The organism is Streptomyces hyaluromycini, from assembly GCF_002217755.1.
Lineage (GTDB): Bacteria > Actinomycetota > Actinomycetes > Streptomycetales > Streptomycetaceae > Streptomyces > Streptomyces hyaluromycini.
Genome location: NZ_BCFL01000031.1, coordinates 130,023 through 147,698 on the forward strand (window position 1 = coordinate 130,023; position 17,676 = coordinate 147,698).

16 protein-coding genes and 1 pseudogene are annotated in these 17,676 nt (G+C 70.4%); 7 read left to right on the forward strand and 10 right to left on the reverse strand.

From position 1 onward, the window contains the following. Positions 1 to 19: 19 nt before the first annotated feature. The 4 genes from SSP29_RS57420 to SSP29_RS42145 all read right to left on the reverse strand — a co-directional run bounded on the left by SSP29_RS57420 (position 20) and on the right by SSP29_RS42145 (position 6,054). Positions 20 to 1,447: a hypothetical protein gene (locus tag SSP29_RS57420; RefSeq protein ID WP_089106239.1), complete on the reverse strand. Its 1,428-nt coding sequence runs from the start codon at positions 1,445 to 1,447 to the stop codon at positions 20 to 22. Then, positions 1,444 to 2,964 carry a GT4 family glycosyltransferase PelF gene (gene pelF / locus SSP29_RS42135; RefSeq protein WP_089106240.1) on the reverse strand — a complete coding sequence of 507 codons (1,521 nt, stop codon included), beginning with the start codon at positions 2,962 to 2,964 and terminating at the stop codon, positions 1,444 to 1,446. The genes SSP29_RS57420 and pelF overlap by 4 nt, the downstream gene beginning before the upstream one ends. A gap of 114 nt (positions 2,965 to 3,078) precedes the next feature. Continuing rightward, a complete protein-coding gene (locus SSP29_RS42140; RefSeq protein ID WP_089106241.1) occupies positions 3,079 to 5,211 on the reverse strand; it encodes a hypothetical protein in 2,133 nt (710 codons plus the stop codon). A gap of 315 nt (positions 5,212 to 5,526) precedes the next feature. Then, positions 5,527 to 6,054, reverse strand: a complete 528-nt coding sequence (locus SSP29_RS42145; protein WP_089106242.1) for a hypothetical protein — start codon at positions 6,052 to 6,054, stop codon at positions 5,527 to 5,529. A gap of 406 nt (positions 6,055 to 6,460) precedes the next feature. On the opposite strand from SSP29_RS42145, the gene SSP29_RS42150 reads away from it, so the two are divergent. After that, complete coding sequence (locus tag SSP29_RS42150; protein WP_150135979.1) at positions 6,461 to 6,661, forward strand: hypothetical protein; 201 nt, start codon at positions 6,461 to 6,463, stop codon at positions 6,659 to 6,661. A gap of 140 nt (positions 6,662 to 6,801) precedes the next feature. Further along, positions 6,802 to 7,659, forward strand: a complete 858-nt coding sequence (locus tag SSP29_RS42155; protein ID WP_089106244.1) for a chitosanase — start codon at positions 6,802 to 6,804, stop codon at positions 7,657 to 7,659. 8 nt (positions 7,660 to 7,667) lie between these two features. On the opposite strand, the gene SSP29_RS42160 is transcribed toward SSP29_RS42155, so the two are convergent. Then, positions 7,668 to 9,047 (reverse strand): transposase, encoded by a 1,380-nt coding sequence (locus SSP29_RS42160; RefSeq protein ID WP_438363840.1) that lies wholly within the window; start codon positions 9,045 to 9,047, stop codon positions 7,668 to 7,670. Here SSP29_RS42160 and SSP29_RS42165 point away from each other — a divergent pair. Beyond that, the gene (locus SSP29_RS42165; protein WP_089106245.1) at positions 8,948 to 10,393 is read left to right on the forward strand and encodes an NF041680 family putative transposase; all 1,446 of its coding nucleotides are present in this window, start codon (positions 8,948 to 8,950) and stop codon (positions 10,391 to 10,393) included. The genes SSP29_RS42160 and SSP29_RS42165 overlap by 100 nt on opposite strands. 23 nt (positions 10,394 to 10,416) lie before the next feature. Here the strand turns inward: SSP29_RS42165 and SSP29_RS52665 are convergent, their stop codons facing one another. Further along, positions 10,417 to 10,956: a hypothetical protein gene (locus tag SSP29_RS52665; protein ID WP_145969016.1), complete on the reverse strand. Its 540-nt coding sequence runs from the start codon at positions 10,954 to 10,956 to the stop codon at positions 10,417 to 10,419. Between the two features lie 99 nt (positions 10,957 to 11,055). Continuing rightward, a pseudogene (locus SSP29_RS57425) lies at positions 11,056 to 11,265 on the reverse strand (IS5/IS1182 family transposase); the annotation flags it as partial. 19 nt (positions 11,266 to 11,284) lie between these two features. On the opposite strand from SSP29_RS57425, the gene SSP29_RS42180 reads away from it, so the two are divergent. Beyond that, entirely contained in the window at positions 11,285 to 11,530 is a 246-nt protein-coding gene (locus SSP29_RS42180; protein WP_150135981.1) for an antibiotic biosynthesis monooxygenase, read from the forward strand. 229 nt (positions 11,531 to 11,759) lie between these two features. On the opposite strand, the gene SSP29_RS42185 is transcribed toward SSP29_RS42180, so the two are convergent. The 3 genes from SSP29_RS42185 to SSP29_RS42195 are packed head-to-tail and all read right to left on the reverse strand — an operon-like array spanning position 11,760 to position 13,746. Then, on the reverse strand, positions 11,760 to 12,566 hold the full coding sequence (locus SSP29_RS42185; protein WP_089106247.1) for an SAM-dependent methyltransferase: 807 nt from the start codon (positions 12,564 to 12,566) through the stop codon (positions 11,760 to 11,762). A gap of 35 nt (positions 12,567 to 12,601) precedes the next feature. Continuing rightward, positions 12,602 to 12,874 carry a DUF397 domain-containing protein gene (locus SSP29_RS42190; protein WP_089106248.1) on the reverse strand — a complete coding sequence of 91 codons (273 nt, stop codon included), beginning with the start codon at positions 12,872 to 12,874 and terminating at the stop codon, positions 12,602 to 12,604. Further along, a complete protein-coding gene (locus SSP29_RS42195) occupies positions 12,871 to 13,746 on the reverse strand; it encodes a Sco1979 family transcriptional regulator (RefSeq protein WP_089106249.1) in 876 nt (291 codons plus the stop codon). Before SSP29_RS42195 ends, SSP29_RS42190 begins: the two co-directional genes overlap by 4 nt. 268 nt (positions 13,747 to 14,014) lie before the next feature. Here SSP29_RS42195 and SSP29_RS42200 point away from each other — a divergent pair, with 268 nt between their 5' ends. The 3 genes from SSP29_RS42200 to SSP29_RS42210 all read left to right on the forward strand — a co-directional run bounded on the left by SSP29_RS42200 (position 14,015) and on the right by SSP29_RS42210 (position 17,668). After that, entirely contained in the window at positions 14,015 to 14,455 is a 441-nt protein-coding gene (locus SSP29_RS42200) for an ATP-binding protein (protein ID WP_089106250.1), read from the forward strand. Between the two features lie 75 nt (positions 14,456 to 14,530). Then, positions 14,531 to 14,806 carry a hypothetical protein gene (locus tag SSP29_RS42205; protein WP_150135983.1) on the forward strand — a complete coding sequence of 92 codons (276 nt, stop codon included), beginning with the start codon at positions 14,531 to 14,533 and terminating at the stop codon, positions 14,804 to 14,806. A 288-nt stretch (positions 14,807 to 15,094) separates the two neighbouring features. Continuing rightward, positions 15,095 to 17,668 (forward strand): Pls/PosA family non-ribosomal peptide synthetase, encoded by a 2,574-nt coding sequence (locus SSP29_RS42210; RefSeq protein WP_089106252.1) that lies wholly within the window; start codon positions 15,095 to 15,097, stop codon positions 17,666 to 17,668. The last annotated feature ends 8 nt before the right edge of the window (positions 17,669 to 17,676 follow it).

Consider the following 17,676-nt stretch of genomic DNA (forward strand, 5'->3'; position numbering starts at 1 on the left):
TTGTGCGTGGGGGGAGTGACTATCCGTGCGGGGCGGGGCGGCCGAGCAGCGCAAGCGCGCAGGCCGCGAGACAGAGCGCCGCGGCGCCGCAACACAGCGGCAGGGCCAGGCCGGCCCCGGGGAGACCGAGCAGGGTGACCGCGCCGGCGACGGCGGCGGCCGTGACACAGAGCGCGGCCGACGGCCAGGCCGCGCCGAACGCCTGCAGCAGCAGCGCGGTCCACAGGGTGGCCGCGAGCAGCAGCAGGGCGGCCGGGTCGGCGCCCGTGAACAGGGCGGCCGGCAGCAGCGGCAACAGGTACAGCAGCAGGCAGAGGGCGAGGATGCCGGCCGAGCGCAGCAGGAACGCGGCGGGGGTGGCGGTGGCGCGCAGCGCGGCGACCGACAGCCCCCGGTAGCGGTACAGCAGCCACTCCGCCGGGCCCATGCTCACCGTGAGCACGATCACCGCGTACGGTGCGCGCGACTCCCGGAGCCCCTCCAGCAGCACCAGCACCCCGGCGGCCAGACCGAACAGGCCGTACGGCAGCGACCACAGCACCTTGGGCCGGCCCGCCGCGGGGGCGGCCGGCACGGCCAGGGTGCGCCACAGGACCCAGCCGGTGACGGCGAGCGTGGCGGTCAGGGCGAGCAGCGGCAGCCCGGCCCGCAGCAGCCGGCCCGGCTCCCACCGGGGCAGTACGGCCGCACCGGCGATCAGGGGGCTCAGCGCGGCCAGCAGCAGCCGCTCCCGGGCCAGTACCAGGAGCACGCCCGCCGCGGCCAGGTAGACCGACTGGGCCGCCGCGGCCAGGACGACCGGGCCGCCCCCGGCGATCACGGCGGCCGCCCCCGTGGCCAGCACCGCCCCGACCGGTGCACCGAGCAGCAGGGTACGGCCGGCCTCCCGCCGTCCGCTCGCCATCCGCAGATGGGCGCGGTGGCCGAGAGCCTGCCCCCACGCCCAGGACACCAGCCCCGCCACGATCAGCGCCGCGGCGTGCCCGGCCGCGTTCCACAGCGGAGAGGTCAGCAGATAGGCCAGCCCGGGCAGCGCGAACAGCACGCCCCGCAGCAGACAGCGCACGGTGTCCGGACGCCAGGGGTCGGCCGCGGGCGCGGGCTCCGGGAAGGTCCTGGGCACCCGTTCGTAGAGCGCGGACGCGAGCGAGAACAGGTTCGGGTGGCCGTACCGCTCGTTGATCACGGCGGCCGACAGGCCCTCCGACTCCAGCAGGGCGGCCACCTCGTAGGGGTGGACGGCGGGGCCGATCCGGTCGGCGAGTTCGGCGGCGAGCTCGCTGATCGCGTCCTCGTCCGGGCCGCGCCGGGGCAGCCGGATGGTCAGCGTGGTGTCGTCGAGGGCCCAGCGAGGCCGGCGGCGGCGCGGCGGCCGGGGCTCGGCCAGGCGCAGGGCCAGGGTCTCCTGTTCGGAGCCGCCGGGTTCGAGGGACATCGGTCCGCTCACCGGGCCACGCTCCCGGTGACGCCCGCGGCGGACAGCGGGGCCGGGGCCGGGGCCGGCCCGGCCGCCGACTTGCGTGCGCGGTCGGGTAGTTCGAGGTAGATGGCGCGGAAGGTGTCGATGGTCTGGCGGAGCGTGAACTGCTCGATCACCCGCAGCCGGGCCGCCTCGCCCATCGCCCGGCGGCGCGCCGGATCGCCCAGCAGTTCGAGCGCGGCCGCGGCCATCGCCGCCGGGTCCCGGGGCGCGACGACCAGCCCGGTGTCGCCGACCGCCTCCCGGACCCCGCCGACGTCGGTGGAGACGGTGGCCCGCCCGCAGGACATGGCCTCGATCAGGGTGAACGGGAAGCCCTCGCTGATGCTGGAGAGCATCACGACGTTGCCGGCCGCGTAGGCGTCCTTGATGTCGTCGACGCGCCCCTCGAAGGCGACGGCGTCGCCGTGCCCGAGTGCGGTGGCCAGCGCCTCGCAGCGCTCCCGGTACGCCTCGCCGCCCCTGGGCGTGCCGCCGAACAACCGCAGCCGCGCCTTCGGGATCCGAGCCCGGACCACGGCGAAGGCCCGGATCAGGGTCTCCAGGTCCTTGATGGGGTCCACGCGGCCCGCCCAGCTCAGGGTGGGCACCTCCGGCTCAGGTCCGGCCGCCGGGAACGCGGCCGGGTCGACGCCGTTGTACACGGTGCGTATGGACTCCGGATCCGCGCCGCCCTCCTCCTCCCAGAGCCGGTTGTAGCGGTTGCCCGGGGTGATCAGGGCCGCCTTGCGGTAGGACTCGCGGGCCAGGAGGCGGAAGAAGCCGAGCACGACCGCCTTGACCGGCCAGCGGTAGGGCGCGGTGCGATAGCCGAGGTAGCGTTCCCGCAGGTAGACGCCGTGCTCGGTGAGCAGCAGCGGGACCCCGTGCTGTTCCAGCGCGGCCAGCCCCGGAAGTGCGGCGACGCCCCCGCTCACCGCGTGCGCGACGCCGGTGGTGGGCAGCGGAGCGGTCAGCGGGCGCAGCGCGTGCTCCAGGAGCGCGGTCGCGGTGAGTGCGTCGTGCAGGGTGGGCCGGGCCTCGCGCACGGCGACGCCGGGCCGGTTCCACAGCGAGGTCAGGACGGTGATCGCCGGGTCGGTGCGCAGGAACGGGCCGAGCGTGCCGTCCGCCGCGGCGCGCGCCATGGCGTAGAGAGCGGCCGGGAAGCCGTCCTCCGCCCGCGGGTCGAGCAGCGCGGCGAGGAACCGGCCGTAGGCGTCGGCGAGTTCACGGCGGGCCCGGCCCCGGGGCGCGCGGCCCGCGGGCGGGTCGCCCCACATCGGCATGGACCACACGTTCGAGACGTGCGGGGGCAGGTCCCAGACGACGGGCTCGCGTCCGGTGCCGGTGACGGCGATCACGTCGAAGTCGATGTCGGGCATGCCCTGCACCAGTTGGTCGCACCAGACGCTGACGCCGCCGTGACTGTGCGGGTAGGTGCCTTCGGTGAGCAGGGTGACGCGCGTAGTTCGAGTGGGGGGCGCGCCCTGGGGAAGGGACATCGGTTTGCTCCACGGCCGAGGTGTGGGGGGTGGTCGTGCCGGTTCCGGCCGCCGGCGGGCGGCCGGAACCGCGGATCCGTTCTTGCTTCGGTCGTCGGTGCGGCGGAGCGCTGTTCAGTCGGTGACGGTGGCGGGGACCGGATCGGCCACCCCCGCCGGGACCCGGGTGCCGGGCGCGGGATCCGTGGCCGGGGCGGTGTCGTCGGCAGCCGTGACGGACGGGGACGCCGTGGTGGCGGGCAGGGTCAGGCTGAGCGGGGAGCCGGCCGAAGGGGTCCAGCCGGAGACCGCGCCCGCGTACGCCGAGCCGAACGCGGCGCCGCCCACTGTGGTCCCGGTCGGCAGGGTCGCGGTGACCTCCAGGCCGGCCGGTGCCTCGACGGTCACGGCGTCGCCGATGCGGTAGGCGGTGACCTGACCGGCCTGGAGCGCGGCCTGCCAGTCCGCCCGGCGCTTCAGCTCGGTGCCGATGTCCTTCATCCGCAGGTTCACCACGGGGGTGTTGTCCGCGAACAGGGCCTGGTAGCCGTCGAGCACGCCGTTCAGCACCGGGTAGGCGATGCGGTCCTCGGTCAGGTTCGACTGATGGATGTAGTGCGGCCGGGGGTCGTTGGACAGCACGTGCCCGAGGTCGATCCGGGTCTCCAGCGGCACGATCTCGCCGGTGTAGCCGGTGCTGGTGTCCAGCGGCGCCGACAGACAGGTCGTGGTGGTCGGGTTGTCCTCGCAGATACCGCTGCCGCCCTGGGCGCGGCTGGTGTACAGCCAGTTGTACTCGTCGACCTCCTCGGAGGCCTTGCCCGCGTTGTAGAAGATGTTCATCGGGTAGCGGGGCACCGTCTCGGCCGCCCCGACCTGACGCTGCTGCGGGTCACGGGAGTTGTCGGAGCCGAGCCAGTCGACGCCGTTCGCGGCGAGGGCGGGCGCCAGGTTCGGGTTGTCGTCGGGCTGCTGCGGCAGGATCCGCATCCCGGAGTGCTCGCCGGTGACCAACTCGTCGTTCTCCAGGGGGAGTCCGTTGGTCTCGGCCCAGACCCGGTTGTTCGCGATCTCGTCGGAGATGTCGTTCTGGCCGACCCACTGGGTGCTGCCGTCGGCGTTGGTCTCGCACACCCAGGGCACCACGGTGGTGTTCTGCACGCAGCCGAGGAAGGCGTGCGTGTAGGTGTGGTTGATCCAGCGGAAGTCGTTCTTGTCCGCGACCAGTTTGTCGGCGAGCTGGTCGACGCCGTTGTTGTCCTCGCGCTGGTCGACGCTGCCGGAGCCGTTGAAGGCGAGGTCGAAGGTGAAGTTCTTGCTCTGCTCCCAGGCCACCGCGTAGTCGACGTCGGTGGACGTCATCCGGATCGGGTCGGCCGTGGCGCCGGAGTCGGTGCAGTCGACGTCGCCGGGCGTGCAGTTGAGCTCGCTGTTCCAGCGGTCGTCCTGGGCGAACACATCGTCCACGTGCACGGCGAAGTAGTTGCGCGAGGCGCCGAGATGCACCCCGCCGGTCATCCACTCGACGATGCCGCGGGCCAGCAGCCGGAACTGTTCCTGGTACTGGTTGTAGACGAAGGTCACGACGAGCTCGCGCCGGTTGTCGTGCCGGTACTCGCCGACCAGGGAGCCCTTGGTGGACGACCCGGGGATCGTCGCCTCGACGTAGGGCGTGAAGTCGGCGCCGGCCGCCGGCTGCGCGAGGTAGGCGTAACTCTCGCCGACGGAGGGGTCGTTGTCCTCGAAGGGGACGGTGCCGTCGAGGTAGCCGAAGGGGCCTGCCTGGCCGGCGGCGGTCACGTCGGCCTGGGTGCCGTCGATGCTGCCGGAGTAGCCCGCGCTGCCCGCCGGGTACTGCAGACCGGCTTCCGGTCGCGCATAGGTATAGGCATCGACCTGGGGGATCTGGTAAACCTGTTCGTACGCTGTGAGTGCCGCCATTTCACTTGAACCGCTCGCGAACGGATTGTCGTTGGGCAGTACCACGGCCTGGAACTTGGCGCGTGCCCGTCCGTCGACGGTGTCCGCGAGGAAACCGGCGTCGATGACCTGCCGTCCGGACTGGGTCAGGTCGATTTCGGTGAACGGCGTGCCGTCATCGGTGAGTTCGGCGGCGATGGCGGCGGTCGACGGTCCGCCGTCGCTGACCAGCAGTACCCGTAAGTCGATTCTGGGTGCGTCGTCTGCATGGGCCGCGCCGGCCGGCAGGCCGAGCGCGGCGATGAGCGCACCGACCGTGAGCACGGTCGTGCGTATGGTCCGCTTCATGCGGTGAAGTCCCCTCCCCGGACGGGGTGAGTGCGGCTCCGCAGGGCGGACGCACCCCTTTGCCCCGACGCCGGCTTCCCCTGAGAGGCCAGTCGTCGACGCATCCGTCGCGTCACATAGTGGTGTCTGTGTGTAGCTTTCGCGGTCGTGTTGCGAAACGTGACGGAAAAGAGCAGGCATCCAACAGGCCTCAGATGGAACCGAGTTGGGCTTTTTTCCGTCCGCGGTGCAGGCCGGGCCCTCTGCGCGGGCAAGAGTGCCCGGCCCCGGATCATCGGCTGATCGCAGACCTTTCAGGTCATCCCCGACAGGCCGTCAGGCGCACAGGACACGCGTCTCGGGCGTGTAGACCGGGCCGCCGCTCGTGTTCGTGGAGTCGCTGAACTCGGCGTAGTAGTACGAGTAGAAGCCGATGTTGCCGTTGCAGCCGGAGTCGGCGGCCACGCTGAGCGTCAGGGTGACGGTGCGGCTCTGGCCGGGCGGGACGGTGGCGCCGTAGTCGGTGCCGAGGTTGGTGGGCCCGGTGCCGGAGCAGGCGGTGGCGGTGCCGTCGGACGCGGCCAGGCTGCAGCCGGTGAAGCTGTACTTCAGGTCGGGGCGCTGTGTGGTCAGGTAGGTCGGGTCGATCGTCTGGTACACGAACCAGATGTCGTAGGTGTTGTTGTTGGTGATCGTCATCGACAGGTGCACCGTGCCGCCGGGCGTGGTGGTCGCGGCGTCGGTGGCGAAGGTGAGCCCGGCCGGCGCCGAGTCGGCGCTCGCGCTGGGGGTCAGCCCGAACAGGGCCAGAACGAGGGTGAGGACGGCGCCGAGGCCGAAGCGTCTCATCAGTGGTGATCGCATGGCGGGGAGGCTAGGCAGCCCCCTGTGCGGGCGTCTTCCCCGGGCGGCCGGACCGACACGCCGAGTGACCGAAAGTACGCGTTCTGTGAAGACGCTGTAACCGACACATGAAGGCGTAATCGACCGGCAAAACACGCAAGTGCCGGCCGATCCGTCCGGGCCGCCACCCGGACCCGGCGGCGGAAGCCGATCCGCCGCCCCGGAGGGCGGTTATTGGCGCGTATCGGATGCACCGAACCGCCCTCCCGTCACTCCGCCCCCCGAAACTCTCGGCCAACCGCAGATTTCCGGCCCCGCCCGCCGGTGCCGGCGCCCCGCCCCTGCTCGCGGGCATCCGCCGGGTGGCCCTGTTCGCGGCATGAACCGTGCCGTCAGGGGGCATCCGGTCACTATGGAAGGCGCGCCTGTGATCGTGCAGCCGCCGGGCCCCGACGGCGGCCGGCGGGTCACCATCCGCGGAGAGTACGTCGGCATCGCGTACCACCTGCTCGACGTCGTCGAGTTCCTGCGTCGCGCGGGCCTGCCCGAGGCCAGTACGACGGTCGACGACCCCGAGCTGATCGAGTGGCGCGGCATCGGGCCGAAGGCCTGGACCGCCACCGGCTGACCCGCGTCGGACATCCCGGACCGCAGCGGCGGACTTGTTCGACTCTACGAACTTTCTGTGTGACGGGTACACATCAGCGCGCACTACTGATAGGAAACCTTCCTATCGATGACCGACCGCAACCCCCCACTGGAGTCCCTGTGCGGAAACCGAACGACACGACCACGACGAACCCCGTCCTGACCTCCCGCCGCACCCTGCTCGCCCTGCTCGGCGCGTCCGCCGTAGGCGCCGGCGCCGTGCTGCTGCGCCCCGCGCACGCCACCGCCGCCCCGACGGCCGCGAGCTGTGCGGGCCTCGACGACCCGGCGAAGAAGGAGATCGCCATGAAGCTGGTGTCGAGCGCGGAGAACTCCTCGCTCGACTGGAAGGCGCAGTACAAGTACATCGAGGACATCGGCGACGGCCGCGGCTACACCGCCGGGATCATCGGCTTCTGCTCCGGCACCGGCGACATGCTCGACCTCGTCCAGCTCTACACCGACCGCAAGCCCTCCAACGTGCTCGCCAAGTACCTGCCGGCGCTGCGCCGGGTCAACGGCACCGACTCGCACAGCGGCCTCGACCCGAACTTCCCCGCCGACTGGCGCAAGGCCGCCCAGGACACCGCCTTCCAGCAGGCCCAGAACGACGAACGCGACCGCGTGTACTTCAACCCGGCCGTGCAGCAGGGCAAGACGGACGGGCTGGGCACGCTGGGCCAGTTCACTTACTACGACGCCATCGTCATGCACGGCGACGGCGACGACGCCACCAGCTTCCGCAACATACGCAAGCGCGCCCTCGGCCATGCCAAGCCGCCGGCGCAGGGCGGCAACGAGACGACGTACCTCAACGCCTTCCTCGACGCCCGGGTGTGGGCCATGCAGCAGGAGGAGGCGCACAGCGACACCACCAGGGTCGACACCGAACAGCGGGTCTTTCTGCGCAACGGCAACCTGTGCCTGAACACCCCGCTGGACTGGAAGGTGTACGGCGACAGCTACCACATCGGCTGACACCGTTCCTAGAGACTGAGCGGGAGCGAGTCCTGTTGCCAGGAGTCGTGCTCAGCCGAACACCCCGAACGGTGCTGGGCGTTCTGGTCCACTGCGTTCGCTCCGCGTCCGGCGCCGGCGGATCGTGTCCGTGGTCCGGGAATGCGGGGGCGGTGTCCCTCACGTCCTGGGGTGCCTGGTCTGGCCTGGACGGTCCGATGCCCGCATCCATCGCTCTGGTGGGTGCGGGGCGGTGTCGTCCGACGCCGGATCGGGTGCCCCAGGGCGCGCCTTCCGATCGCCACGGCGGGTGTGTCGTGGCGGGTGGTCTTCCTGTTCTTGCTGGTGAGGGGCTTTTGCCAGTGCTGGGCGCCCCGCCGGGAGGTAGAGGCTGGGTCGACGGCGATAACCGGGACGCCGAGTTCTGCCGCCGTACTTACCAACCGGACCAGCAACCTTGTCACCGGCATGCCGGAGATCAGCTTCCGGAACCGCTTCTTGCCGCCGTGCTTCTCCCGGCTCGTCTCTGCGGTGAAGTCGAGGTCCTCGACGGCGATTGCGAGGCCTTGGCGCCTGGCCCAGTGCAGCAGCCGGATCAATGCGTGCCGGATCTGGGCATCGCGGTGGTCGGTGGTGCCGGTGAGGTCGTAGCCAAAGCGCGGTGGTTCGCCGATGGGGTTGCCGTGCCGATCGAGGCGCCAGGCGGCGAGATGGTCGGCGTTGGTGTCCACGCCGACCAGGCCTCTCGCGCGGGCCGTATCCAGCGGCACCGTCCGGACCGGTGGGAGGGTCCAGGACGCGGTCAAGTACCAACGGCCGCGTGTGGTGTCCTGATGGATACGGTAGGCCACAGCCCTGTTGGCGGTGACACGGTCGGCCCATTGCTCGCCACGGTGAGCGAACGACACCTGCACAGCCAGCACGTACCGGCCGTGCGGCGCGTTCGCCAGGTACGTCAGCGGCGCGGGGAGTTTGGTGGAGACCTCGCCGTCGGGGGTGACACGGAGGGTCTCGTTGCCGTACCGCTTCCCGGACTCGCCGTCGGCCTGGAGGAAGCGGCGCTCCGCCACACCGACATTGAAGTTCTGGACGGACGCGATCTCGGCCCAAACGTCCAGCGATCTGGTTAACCACGTCACTTCCGCTGTCCGCCGGACGTCCAAGCGGCGCGGGCTGATCCCGTGACGGCCTCGAACGCCGGCCCGGACGTGATCGCCCGTACGGGGATTCCCAGGGCGTGAACACGGCCTTCGTCTGATCCTGTGCTCCGACCAAAGAGGCACTTGACCAGGACGAAGGCCATGGGGGAATGAGTCTGCTGCAGCATGACGTCCGGCGGGAGGCGTTCGCGGTGGCGTCGCACTTCCGGGACGACTTCTTCGACTGCCTGACCGCGCGTGGGGACACACTGTTCGAGCTGACCGACGCGTTGCTGTGCGCGGACGGCCCGGTGACCACGCCGGTGGACCTGATGCTGACGGCCGAGCACCGGCGCGGGCACGGCGCCATGTACGACGCGTTGAACAGCGGGAATGTCGACGTACCGCGGCTGCGACAGGTGCTGGCCGGCCTGCCACAACTCGCGGCCGCCGAAGGGCGCCTGGTCCTGGCGGTGGACGTCACCCACCGCCTCCGGCCCGACGCGCCGACCAGCGCGGACCGACTGTTCTGCCACGTCTACGGCCGCAGCGGCCGGTCCTCGGACCAGTTCGTGCCCGGCTGGCCCTACTCGTTCATCGCCGTGCTGGAGTCGGGCCGGACCTCGTGGTGCCAGATCCTGGACGCGCTGAGGCTGGGGCCGGCCGACGACGTGGCCGAGGTCACCGCTGTCCAGGTCCGCCGCGTAGTCGAGGTCCTGATCGACATAGGGCGGTGGCAGCAGGGCGACCGCGACATCCTGATCGTCTTCGACGCCGGCTACGACGCTCCGCGCATGGCCTATCTGCTGGAAGGACTGCCGGTGGAGGTGCTGGGGCGGATGCGCACGGACCGCGTGATGCGCCAGCCCGTCCCGGTCCCCTGGATCTCGCCGCCGCAGGGCGGACGGCCGCCCAAGCACGGCAAGGAGTTCCGCTTCGCCAAGCCCGACACCTGGGGCGGGCCCCATGTCGCGACCGTTCAGGTCACCGAGCGCTACGGCACCGCTCGCGCGATGGCCTGGGACCCCATTCATCCCCGGCTGACCACCCGCTCCGCGTGGATCGACCACTCCGGCGAACTCCCGTTCATCGAGGGCACGTTGATCCTCCTTGAGGTCGACCGCCTGCCCGGCGGCCACGATCCACTCCCCGTCTGGCTGTGGTCGTCGGCCACCGGCCTGCCGGGCCAGGCGGTCGACCCGCGCTGGCAGGCGTTCTTGCGCAGATTCGACCTGGAGCACACCTTCCGGATGATCAAGCAGACGCTGGGCCGGACCCGCCCGAAGCTCCGCGCGCCCGCAGCGGCGGACCGGTGGACCTGGCTGGTCATCGCCGCGCACACCCAGCTCCGCCTCGCCCGGCCGCCGGCCGCAGACCTCCGCCGGCCCTGGGAGAAGCCGACCGAGCCTGGTCGGCTCACCCCAGCCCGGGTCCGCCGCGGGTTCAGGAACCTCCGCCCCAGCTTGCCCTGCCCGGCCCGTGCACCGAAACCCAACCGACCCGGCCCCGGCAGACCGCCCGGCTCGAAGAACCGACACCCCGCCACCCGCTGCGACGTGGGCAAAACGGTCAGGCGGCCCGAGACGATCGCCGAACGTGACCAGGGCAGACCATAAAGAACAAGCTGAGAGGTCGTTTCTTATGGTGCGTCTGAACACGCACGCTGAACGGCAGCGAAGGCCGCGCCGGCGGAGTCGGCAGGGAACAGCCGCAGGACGGTGGCCCGGTTCGGCGTCGTGATGACGTAGTGAACCGCCAGGTAGGACAGATCTCCCCAGCTTTCTCGGGCATGGGCGCGCATCAGGACCTGGCCGCATCTTGTGCAGGTGATCCAGGGGACGAGGAGGAGACCAGCCAGGTTCTGTTCGACCACGCCTATTGCCTCTGGGGCCCTGCCTCCGTCGCTTTCGATCAGCTTCAGAGGACCTGGTGTTCCTTCGTCACGGCATTGAAGGATCTGGGGTGTGAGGGCCTCCCGCTCGCCCCAGGTCTCCGCCAGTACGGAGATCTGGGCCCTGACCGTCTCGCTGATCGGCACTTGGTGGCCGAGGATGCCGGAGACGAGCAGGCCAAGTCCCGCCTCCTGCTCTCCGATGTCCCAGCAGTCTTTGACTTCCTGGGCTTCAGCCTCTGGCAGCAAGCCGGCAAGTCGGTTCCAGAGGACTGCGTCGTCGGTCACCTCGCAGACGCTACCGGCCGGCGCTGACACCCGGACGCCGCAGGCACATGACCATGACTGCGATCGCGGTGAAGCCAATGAAGTGTTCGCGCTTGCGCTCGTAGCGCCGATGCAGCCGACGGCACCGGACAGCCACGACATGGTCCGCTCGACCACCCGACGATGACGGCCGAGGCGGGCTGAGCTCTCGACCCCGCGGCGCGCGATTCGCGGGACGATACCGCGTTTCCGCAGCCATTTCCGCAGGTGGTCGTAGTCATAGCCCTTGTCCCCGTGCAGCTTGGCAGGCCGCCGACGGCGCGGTCCCCGCCGGGATCGAATGAGCGGGATGCCCATCACCGCGGCACTGACGGACGTCGAGCAAGAACCGGACACCACCGTTCGGCTCGCACTCCGCCTCGGCCCTACCACCTTCGCCGTCGTCGACGCCTTCCCCGATCAGGAGGCCTGCCAGGAGCACCTGGAGGCCGGCCGTGCCCGCCTGGCCCGGCTCCCTGAGCTGCTCGGGCAGCCGCCGACGATCGAGTACACCGACATCCTGGCAGCCAAGATCCCCGGAACTACCGCCGAGTGACCATCCGCACGTCGCGCGACTCGGTGCCCCAACGGCTCCTGCCCCGGACCGGCGTTCACCACCAGCCGAACCACCATCCTCGGTCAGCGGCTCGGGTCCTCAGCTACACGTTCCTGGCCTTGATCTTCAATGGCCGACAAGGCCGTAACTGTTCACGGCCCCCGGGCTGTCGTACCGCACCCCCATGCCGTACGACAGCCCGGAGGCGGATCCCCCCTCGGAATGGTCCCTACGGCTTGATGCCCACCCCGGTCCACAGACTGACCTCCGCGTCGGTGGCGGTCGGTTCGGCGTCCGGGCGCCAGCGGTGGCCGACGCAGACGCCGGGGTCGAGCAGTTCCAGCCCGTCGAAGAACCGCGCCACGTCCGCCCGCGAGCGGAACTGCACCGGGGTTCCGGCGTTGTTGTAGATGTCGGTGACCTTCTGCCAGGTGTCCGGGTCGAAGTCGGGCGTGCAGTGGCTCAGGGCGAGCGCGCTGCCCGAGGGAAGCACGTCGAGCAGGCGGCCGACGATGCCGTACGGGTCCTGCGCGTCCGTCACGAAGTGCATCAGGGCGTTGAGGGACAGCGCCACCGGGCGGTCGAGGTCCAGGATCTCGGCCAGCTCGGGGGCGTCGAGCAGTGTCTGCGGGTCGTTGACGTCCGCCTCTATGTAGGTGGTGCGGCCCTCCGCCCTGCTGCGCATCAGACGCTCGGCGTACTTGAGCACCAGCGGGTCGTTGTCGGCGTACACCACCCGGGCCTCGGGGACCACGGACTGGGCCACCTGGTGCAGGTTCGGCTCGGTGGGGATGCCGGTGCCGATGTCGAGCCACTGCCGGATGCCGTGCTCGCGCGCGAGGACGCGGGTCGCCCGGTGCATGAAGGCACGGTTCTCCCGCGCGCACACGAAGATACCCGGGTAGGCGGACGCCACGCTCTCGGCCGCCTGCTTGTCGACCTCGAAGTGGTCCTTGCCGCCCAGGTAGTAGTCGTACATGCGGGCGGAGTGGGGCCTGCTGGTGTCGATGTCCCGGGCCACGGGCGAGTTGGTCATCCTGAACCTTTCAGAGGGGGAGCGTGGGGGAGAGGTCAGCCGGTGGTCAGGTGGTCGGCGAGGCCCCGTTTGACCCCCGCGACGAACGCGGTGATCTCCTCCGGGGTGTAGATCAGCGCGGGGCCGGCCGGATCCGTCGACTGCCGCAGCGCGATCCTGCCGTCGGCGAGCTGCTTCGTCTGCACGCACTGACCGCCGTTGGGGCCGCTCCAGGGCGACTCCCAGCCCTGTTCCCCCAGGTCCGATGCGGGCATGCCGTTGTACACGTCGTGGACACTGCGGTCGAAGGAGGTGTCGAAGGTGGTCATGAGTACTCCTTGCGCATGCGGTTCAGGAGCGCCCTGCTGTGCGCGTCGGAGGTCAGCAGGGACATGCGGTTGTGCGCCTCCAGGTGGGCGACGACGTCGGAGCGCTGGTCCAGGTACATCGCGCCGGAGAGGATCTCGGTGTAGACGACGTCCGGCAGCTCGGGCTCCGCGAACCGGAAGTAGGTGAACGGGGCGCACGCGCCCACATGGGCACCGGCGGTGAACGGGACGACGTCGACGCTGACGTGCTCCAGCTCCGAGGCCTCCAGCAGCCGTTCGATCTGTTCCCGCATCACCTCGGGCCCGCCGACCACCCGGTGCAGGACGGCCTCCTCCATCACCACCCACAGCGTCGGCGCGTCGGGGCGCTCCAGCAGGACCTGACGGCGCAGCCGCAGGTTCACCCGCCGCTCCAGGTCCTCGTCGCTGTCGTTCGGGAAGCCGCCGCTGAGCACATGGCGCGCGTAGTCCCGGGTCTGCAGCAGCCCCGTGGCGTAGTGCGGCTCGTACGTGCGCAGGGTCGTCGCGCCGGTCTCCAGGCTCACATAGGCGCTGAACCAGTTGGGCAGCACATCCCGGTACGTGTGCCACCAGCCCGGCTCGTTGGCCCGCTCGGCGAAGGCGACGAACTCCTCCCGCTCCTGCCGGTCGGCACCGTAGGTCTCAAGGAGTTTCTCCACGTAGAGGGGCTTGAGCGTCACCTCCGCCTTCTCCAGCCGGCGGATGGTCAGGGGCGTGACCCGAAGCGCCCGCGCCGCGTCCTCCAGTGACACGCCCGCGCCCTGCCGCCGCTCCTGGAGCCGGCGGCCCAGGATCATGCGCAGAACGGTGGGCGCACTGGTGCTGCCCGCGTTCGAACGGCCTTCGCTCACGCCCTACCTCCTGAGGGACTGTCACCCGGACGAGTGTGACAGGCACTTGCTGAAGCGACCAGACCGATACCGGCATCCTGAAATTATCAGGGAGCCGGTTGCAGCATGAACTTGCCTGCGCGCATGATTACTTGAGTAAATCGCGGCCACGATCACGGGCCATGCCCCGCTCCCCGTGCGGCCGTTGCTCTGTTCTGCCTGCCCTGTTCCGCCCGCTCCGCCTGTTCCGCCCGCTCTCCGCCGCGTCCGCCTTACGGAAGGCAGCCTCGTGTCCCCCCACGCGACCTCCCCCCGCGACCTGTTAGACGTCGACGCGCCCGACCGGGCGCACTGGATCGAGCTGCCCTCGCACCGCTCCAGCGTCAGAGTCGCCCGCCGCTCCGTGAGAGCCCGGCTCGGTGAGTGGGGACTCTCCCGCGAGCTGTGCGAGGACGCGGTGCTGCTCGTGTCCGAGTTGGCCACCAACGCCGTCATCCACACGCTGAGCGTGCGGATCCTGTGCGGCATGGGACTGGTCGCGGACGGATGCCTGCGGCTGGAGGTCCACGACCACGACTACTCCGGCCGCGGCCTGCCCCGGCGCGAGGCGGGCCCCGACGACGAGGGCGGCCGGGGGCTGCTGCTCGTCGAGCAGCTCGCCGAATCCTGGGGCGTCGACCGGTCGAGGCTCACCAGCGGCCACGCGGTGTGGGCGACGCTGACCGCCTGAGGCTTTGAACAGGGCCTCGGGCATGCGGTGTTGCCGATTTCGCGCGGGTGCACGGGCCTGCATATGATCTTGGTCGTGACTGTGCAGAACTCTGACAAAACGCTTTCTCGCAAGCAGCGCCTCCAGGAGAAGCAGCGCCGCCAGCTCGCGGTGGTCGACACGGTGGACAAGGCCGAGGTCAAGGTCCGCAAGGCGGAGGCCGAACTGGCGGTGGCCGTCGCCGAGGCAGTACAGGTGTTCGGCGACGAGCGCGCCGCCTCAGAGGGGCTCGACATGCCCGTGGAGGCCGTACGCCGTTTCGTCGGCATCGCGGCGCGCGAGCCCGCGGCGGCGGACGGCGCCGACGACTGACCTGCCCCGGGGTTCCGGGCCCCCGCGCCGCCGGTGAGAGCTCCCGTCGGCGTGGGGCGGATCCGGATGCGGCCGCCGCGCCGGGATGCGGGCTGCCGGCCGGGGGGCCGCCGTTCGGGTGATTCGCGCGCTCCCCTTCCTGGCGTGAAACCAAGGGAATACGGGCCTGACGGCTCATGACGGGCACTCGGCCCCATCACCGGGATAAGTGGCAGGTAGCGCCCTTATCCGGACAAACTGAATCCGCCGGTTCGTGATCAGGAACATCCACGTTCTCCAGGAGATCGCATGGTGGAGCAGTCCTCCGAGGTCGTGTCGGAGCCGGATGAACCTGTTGTCGCCGTGACCGGCGCCGGCCCCGGGGGGGCGGAGACGGAGCGGAGGCTCGCGCAGGCGCTGGCCGACCTCCTCGACGCCGAGTCCGTTCCGGTCGACGGCCACTTCTTCGCCGACCTCGGCGCCAACTCCCTGGTCATGGCCCAGTTCTGCGCACGAATACGCAAGACGGCCGATCTGCCGTCGCCGTCCATGCGGGACGTCTACCGGCACCCCACGATCCAGAGCCTGGCGGCGGCTCTCGGTGAGACCGCCCCCGCTCCCGCCGATCCGGTACCCACCCCGCAGCCGCCCGCGCCGGCACCGGAACCGCGCGTGCACCGGCGGAACCATCTGTTCTGCGGAACCCTCCAGTTGCTCGTCTTCCTGGGCTACTCCCTGGTCTCCGGGTTCGTCACCGCCGCCGGGTACGAGTGGATCGCCTCCGGCAAGGGTCTGGTCGACGTCTATCTGCGGTCGTTGCTCTTCGGAAGTGCCGCGTTCGTGGCGCTGTGCGCGTTCCCGGTCGTCGCGAAATGGGTGCTCGTCGGACGCTGGCGCCCCCGCGAGTTCCCCGTCTGGAGCCTCACGTATCTGCGCTTCTGGCTCGTCAAGGTGCTGCTGCACGCGAACCCGATGGTCTTCCTCACCGGGACCCCGCTGTACGTGCTCTACCTGCGGGCCCTCGGCGCGCGGATCGGCAAGGGCGTCACGATCCTCTCCCACTCCGTTCCCGTCTGCACCGACCTGCTGACGATCGGCTCGGGCACGGTGGTCCGCAAGGACTCCTTCTTCCTCGGCTACCGGGCGTACGCCGGACACATCCAGACCGGCCGGATCACCCTCGGCGCGGACGCCTTCGTCGGCGAGAAGACCGTCCTGGACATCGACACCTCCCTCGGGCACGGTGCCCAGCTCGGCCACTCCTCCGCCCTGCACCGCGGCCAGGCGGTCCCGGACGGCGAGCACTGGCACGGATCCCCGGCGGAGCCCACCGGGACCGACTACCTCCGGATCGCCCCGGCGAACTGCGGCACCCTGCGCCGCGCCTGGTTCGGCCTCGGCACCCTGCTCCAGCTGATCTTCCTGTACGTCCCGCTGGCCGTCGGCGGCGTCTACATGCTGTTCACCCAGGTACCGGCGATCGGCAAGCGTCTCGATCCGACGACTGCCGCGCTCGGCTGGGCGCAACTGCTCCCCGACGCGCTGCTGCTCTCCCTCGTCCTGTTCTTCGGGTTCCTCGTCCTGGGGCTGGCGGCCCTGTGCACCCTGCCGCGTCTGGTGGGCCTCGTGGTCAGGCCCGACAAGGTGTATCCGCTCTACGGGTTCCACTACGCGCTGCAGCGGACCACGGCCCGCATGACGAACGTCAAGTTCTTCGCCTGGCTCTTCGGCGACAGCTCCTACATCGTGGGCTACCTCCGCGGCATCGGGTACGACCTGTCGAAGGTGGAGCAGACCGGGTCGAACTTCGGCACCGAAGTGCAGCACGAGACACCGCTGTTGGTCAGCGTCGGCAGCGGGACGATGGTGGCCGACGGCCTCTCCGTCCTCAACGCCGACTTCTCCAGCACGTCCTTCCGGCTGTCCCGGGCCACCATCGGGGCGCACAACTTCCTGGGCAACAACATCGCCTATCCGGCGGGCGCCAGGACCGGCGAGAACTGCCTGCTCGCGACGAAGGTGATGGTTCCCCTCGACGGCGAGATCCGGGAAGGAGTGGGGCTCCTCGGCTCACCGTGCTTCGAGATCCCCCGCTCGGTCGACCGCGATGCCAGTTTCGACCACCTCCGGACTGGAGAAACGTTTCGCCACCGGCTGGCCGCGAAGAACCGCTACAACTTCCGCTCCATGGTGCTCATGCTGTTCGTGCGATGGCTGCACACCTTCGCGCTCACCCTGTTCGGTCTCGCCTCCGTGGACCTGTACGGCGTGCTCGGGCGCGTGGTGATCGCCGGCTACCTGGCGGTCACCCTCGCCTTCTCCACCGCGTACTTCATCCTCGTGGAGCGCTGCCTCGCCTCCTTCCGCGCGCTGCGCCCCCGGCTGTGCTCCATCTACGACCCGTACTTCTGGTGGCACGAACGACTGTGGAAGGTGCCCGACCACTTCCTCAACATCTTCAACGGCACCCCGTTCAAGAGCCTGGTCTGGCGGCTGCTGGGGGTGCGCATCGGCCGCCGGGTGTTCGACGACGGCTGCTACCTGACCGAGCGGACCCTCGGCACCATCGGCGACGACTGCACCCTCAACGCCGGCAGCAAGATCCAGTGCCACTCGCAGGAGGACGGCACCTTCAAGTCCGACGTCACCACGCTCGGCGCCGGCTGCACGCTGGGCATCGCCGCCCATGTGCACTACGGCGTGACCATGGGCGACGGCTCCGTGCTGGCGCCCGACTCCTTCCTCATGAAGGGCGAGGAAGTCCCCCCGAACGCCCAGTGGGGCGGCAATCCCGCGGTGGACATGCCCGACCGCGACAGCCGGTCCGCCGGCGTCGGCAGGGCCGCGACCGCAGTTGACGCCGCCACGGCGACCGTGAGTTGAGGAAGGCC

Bases quoted from the DNA above. Each gene is read 5' to 3' on its own strand.
- SSP29_RS42190 (WP_089106248.1), bottom strand. From the start codon at position 12,874: ATGACCACCTTCGACACCTCCTTCGACCGCAGTGTCCACGACGTGTAC.
- SSP29_RS42185 (WP_089106247.1), bottom strand. From the start codon at position 12,566: ATGACCAACTCGCCCGTGGCCCGGGACATCGACACCAGCAGGCCCCAC.
- SSP29_RS42145 (WP_089106242.1), bottom strand. From the start codon at position 6,054: ATGCGATCACCACTGATGAGACGCTTCGGCCTCGGCGCCGTCCTCACC.
- SSP29_RS42180 (WP_150135981.1), top strand. From the start codon at position 11,285: ATGCCCATCACCGCGGCACTGACGGACGTCGAGCAAGAACCGGACACC.
- SSP29_RS42140 (WP_089106241.1), bottom strand. From the start codon at position 5,211: ATGAAGCGGACCATACGCACGACCGTGCTCACGGTCGGTGCGCTCATC.
- SSP29_RS42165 (WP_089106245.1), top strand. From the start codon at position 8,948: ATGAGTCTGCTGCAGCATGACGTCCGGCGGGAGGCGTTCGCGGTGGCG.
- pelF (WP_089106240.1), bottom strand. From the start codon at position 2,964: ATGTCCCTTCCCCAGGGCGCGCCCCCCACTCGAACTACGCGCGTCACC.
- SSP29_RS42210 (WP_089106252.1), top strand. From the start codon at position 15,095: ATGGTGGAGCAGTCCTCCGAGGTCGTGTCGGAGCCGGATGAACCTGTT.